This window comes from Frankia sp. CeRuru1, assembly GCF_977966315.1.
This window is the reverse complement of record NZ_CDWWEW010000523.1, coordinates 1-2,696: the sequence shown is the minus strand read 5'-3', so window position 1 is coordinate 2,696 and position 2,696 is coordinate 1. Positions and strand designations below refer to the sequence as shown.

General features: G+C 65.5%; 4 protein-coding genes. 3 read left to right on the top strand and 1 reads right to left on the bottom strand.

The window, feature by feature from the left end; genetic code table 11:
- Nucleotides 1-644, bottom strand: a 644-nt coding sequence (locus AC08OP_RS23780; protein WP_476616208.1) for a hypothetical protein, incomplete at its 3' end; no start/stop codon positions are given.
- Nucleotides 645-760: 116 nt separating this feature from the next.
- Here AC08OP_RS23780 and AC08OP_RS23775 point away from each other — a divergent pair.
- The 3 genes from AC08OP_RS23775 to AC08OP_RS23765 all read left to right on the top strand — a co-directional run.
- A complete protein-coding gene (locus AC08OP_RS23775) occupies nt 761-1,135 on the top strand; it encodes a DUF6444 domain-containing protein (RefSeq protein WP_476616207.1) in 375 nt (124 codons plus the stop codon).
- Nucleotides 1,136-1,540: 405 nt separating this feature from the next.
- Nucleotides 1,541-2,281, top strand: a complete 741-nt coding sequence (locus AC08OP_RS23770) for a lipocalin-like domain-containing protein (protein ID WP_476616206.1) — start codon at nt 1,541-1,543, stop codon at nt 2,279-2,281.
- A gap of 183 nt (nt 2,282-2,464) precedes the next feature.
- On the top strand, nt 2,465-2,696 hold a 232-nt coding region (locus AC08OP_RS23765), incomplete at its 3' end, for a CoA-transferase (protein ID WP_476616205.1).

Below are 2,696 nucleotides of genomic sequence, written 5' to 3'. Positions count from 1 at the left end.
GGGGTGGGCGGTGCGGGCCGGTCCCTGAGATGACCCCAGAGATCGTCGATTGCGCGGACAATTTTTTTGAGTTCGCGGGCAAGTTTTTCGAGTTTGGCCCGGTTATATAGCGTGATCACTATGATAGTGGTGATGCCGACGACCACTTGCAGGCCCAGATTCTCCGCGGCGCTGGGCAGCTGCGTGAGCAACTGGTGGTGCAGATCCTGCATACTGACGTCGACTCTGACCTCACCGACGATCTTACCGTCGGTGTCGCGCAGCGGAACCTCGGCGCGCACGGACGACCCCAGGCTCCCGGACCCGCGACTGACAGTCTCCTGTTCGTGGAGGGCGCCCGAGGGGTCGGCGCTGACCGGTTTGCCGATGTTCTTCGGATCGAGATCGGAGCAGCGGATACCCCGGCTGTTGATGACGACCACGGACTGCGCTCCTGTGAGGCGCCGGGCCTGTTCGGCGAGGGCCTGCACCTCCCCCGCGGGATCCTTCCCCATGACCGCCCGGGCCAGGAGCGGGTCGGATGCCACCGCACGCGCGATCTCAAGCGCTCCCTGCTGGGTCTGGTGGACAAGGTCGGTGTACAGCTTCAGGTCGGTCAGTCCACTCCCGATGCACAGCACGAGCAGTAGGGAGACGACGCGCATAGGTACTGCCCCTAGTGGTGGATCGAGGTGGATGGTTCGACAGGCCGTAAGCGTAGGCCGACCGGCATGAGCGGCGCCCCGAGTCGCGAACCGGAAGGCACGACGCACATCGCCCGATGGTGCCCGAAGATCCGTCCGCGCCGTCGTACGACGAGCTCGCGGCGCTGGTCGTGACACAGGCCGCGGCGCTCGCCGAGGCGCTGGCGAGGCTGGCCGGGACCGAGGCCGCGCTGGAGCGGGCGAACAGGGAGATCGAGGCGCTGCGCGCCCAGACCGGGAAGAACTCGAAGAACTCCCCGAAGCCACCGAGTTCGGACGGGCTGGCCAAGCCGGACGCGCCGAAGTCGCTGCGCACGAAGAGCAACCGCAGCCCCGGTGGGCAGGACGGGCACCCCGGCTCGACGCTTGCGATGACCGCCACCCCGACCCGGACGGTGGCCCACGAGCCGCCGGCGTGCGCAGGCTGTGGGGGGACGGCAACGGCCTGGTAGATAGCCTTTCTGCGCCGGGGTGGGGGTGGTGGTCCGGGTAACCGTGCCGGCGGGGCCGGCCAGGGTGACCTGCATGATCCGGCCGGTCTGGCGGCGGATGGCGAGCCATGTTTGCCCGGACCGGCGTTCGGCGGCCCGGGGGAGGAGCAGGGCGAGCCAGCAGGGCAGGACATGGGCGCGGATGCGGTGTTCGAGCCGGTGGAACAGGAGCTCGGCCTTCGCCTTCGCCCGGTCGAGGGCCAGCCGGCCGGTCGCGGTCCCGGCGGCGCTGCTCGCCGGTGCGGGCCAGCTCCTCGTCTGTGCAGAATGCGCAAAAAGCTATCTATCTACGAAACTTGCTAGTTTTCCGGCTCGTTCGTAGCATTCACTGCTGTGCGATCTGCGTTCCAGCCCCACGGGGGTGACATGCCGCCGCCGGCGGTTTCTTTCGCCGTGGCCGGCGGCCCCTCGTTGCCGGTCCTGATGCGCAGAATGCGCAAAAAAGTCATTTATTCACGAAACTTGCCAACTTGCCGGCTAGTCCGTAACGTTTTCGAAGGCGGCAAGGCCTACCGGTCGGAAGACCTACGACCAGCGTGTAAGAGAGGTGGAATAATCATGAACAGCGCAGGCAGCTCGGATCCATTGGGCCATCCCGATGCGCATGGTTTCCTGCCGAACGCTCTGGGAGTGTGGCGGCTCGACTCGTTCGACATCACCAACCGTAACGGAAATGTTCTCGAGAGGCCCATGGGTGCCCAGCCGGGCGGCCTACTGGTCTACTGGGAAGACGGCTACATGTCCGTGCACATCTGCGACCCGCGGGATGGCACCGCGGTCTCTGAACGCAGGGATGGATCGCGTGTCGATGTCGAGTCGATCTCCATGAGCACCTCGTTCTTTGGGTACTGCGGGTCTTACCACCTAGCTGGCAGGCAGGTCATTCACCGGGTGCGGGCAGCATCTGTTCCCAGGTGGATCGGAGAGGACCTGGTTCGTGATTTCACGCTGCAAGGGGACACCTTGACACTGTCTTGCCCGGCGCAGGAGGACGAGGACGCCTCGGACATCCGGGTCCCACGCCTGACGTGGAGGCGAGTCCGGCCCGCGGAATCTCCGGAAGGTGCGACCGTCGCCCCATCGCGGCCACCGCTGGACGGCAGGTAGAAATTCTGTCATGACGGGCGCACACGCTGACCGCACCGATTTGAGCCGGCGCGCACTATCCGTTGGTCTTCCTGCTGGTCGATTCAGCGATCGGGCCCGGGACGAAGATCGGAATGATCGAATGTCGGTCGTGTTCCTGCACGTCAACGCGGGATCGGCGGCAAGAGAAGGGGTGCGCGAACAGTGGACAAAGTCGTCGCAAGTGCAGCTAAGGCGATCGACGATATCCGTGACGGAGCATCGTTGGCGGTGGGTGGGTTCGGGGTGTGCGGCATCCCGAGCACGCTGATCGAGGCGTTGCTGAACGCCGATGTCACCGATCTCGAAATCGTCAGTAACAACTGTGGGGTCGACGGCTGGGGGCTGGGTGTGCTCCTGGACGCCGGCCGTATCCATCGCCTGATCGGATCCTATG

Coding starts and splice junctions, on each gene's coding strand:
- AC08OP_RS23775 (WP_476616207.1), top strand. CDS start 761: ATGGTGCCCGAAGATCCGTCCGCGCCGTCGTACGACGAGCTCGCGGCG.
- AC08OP_RS23770 (WP_476616206.1), top strand. CDS start 1,541: ATGCCGCCGCCGGCGGTTTCTTTCGCCGTGGCCGGCGGCCCCTCGTTG.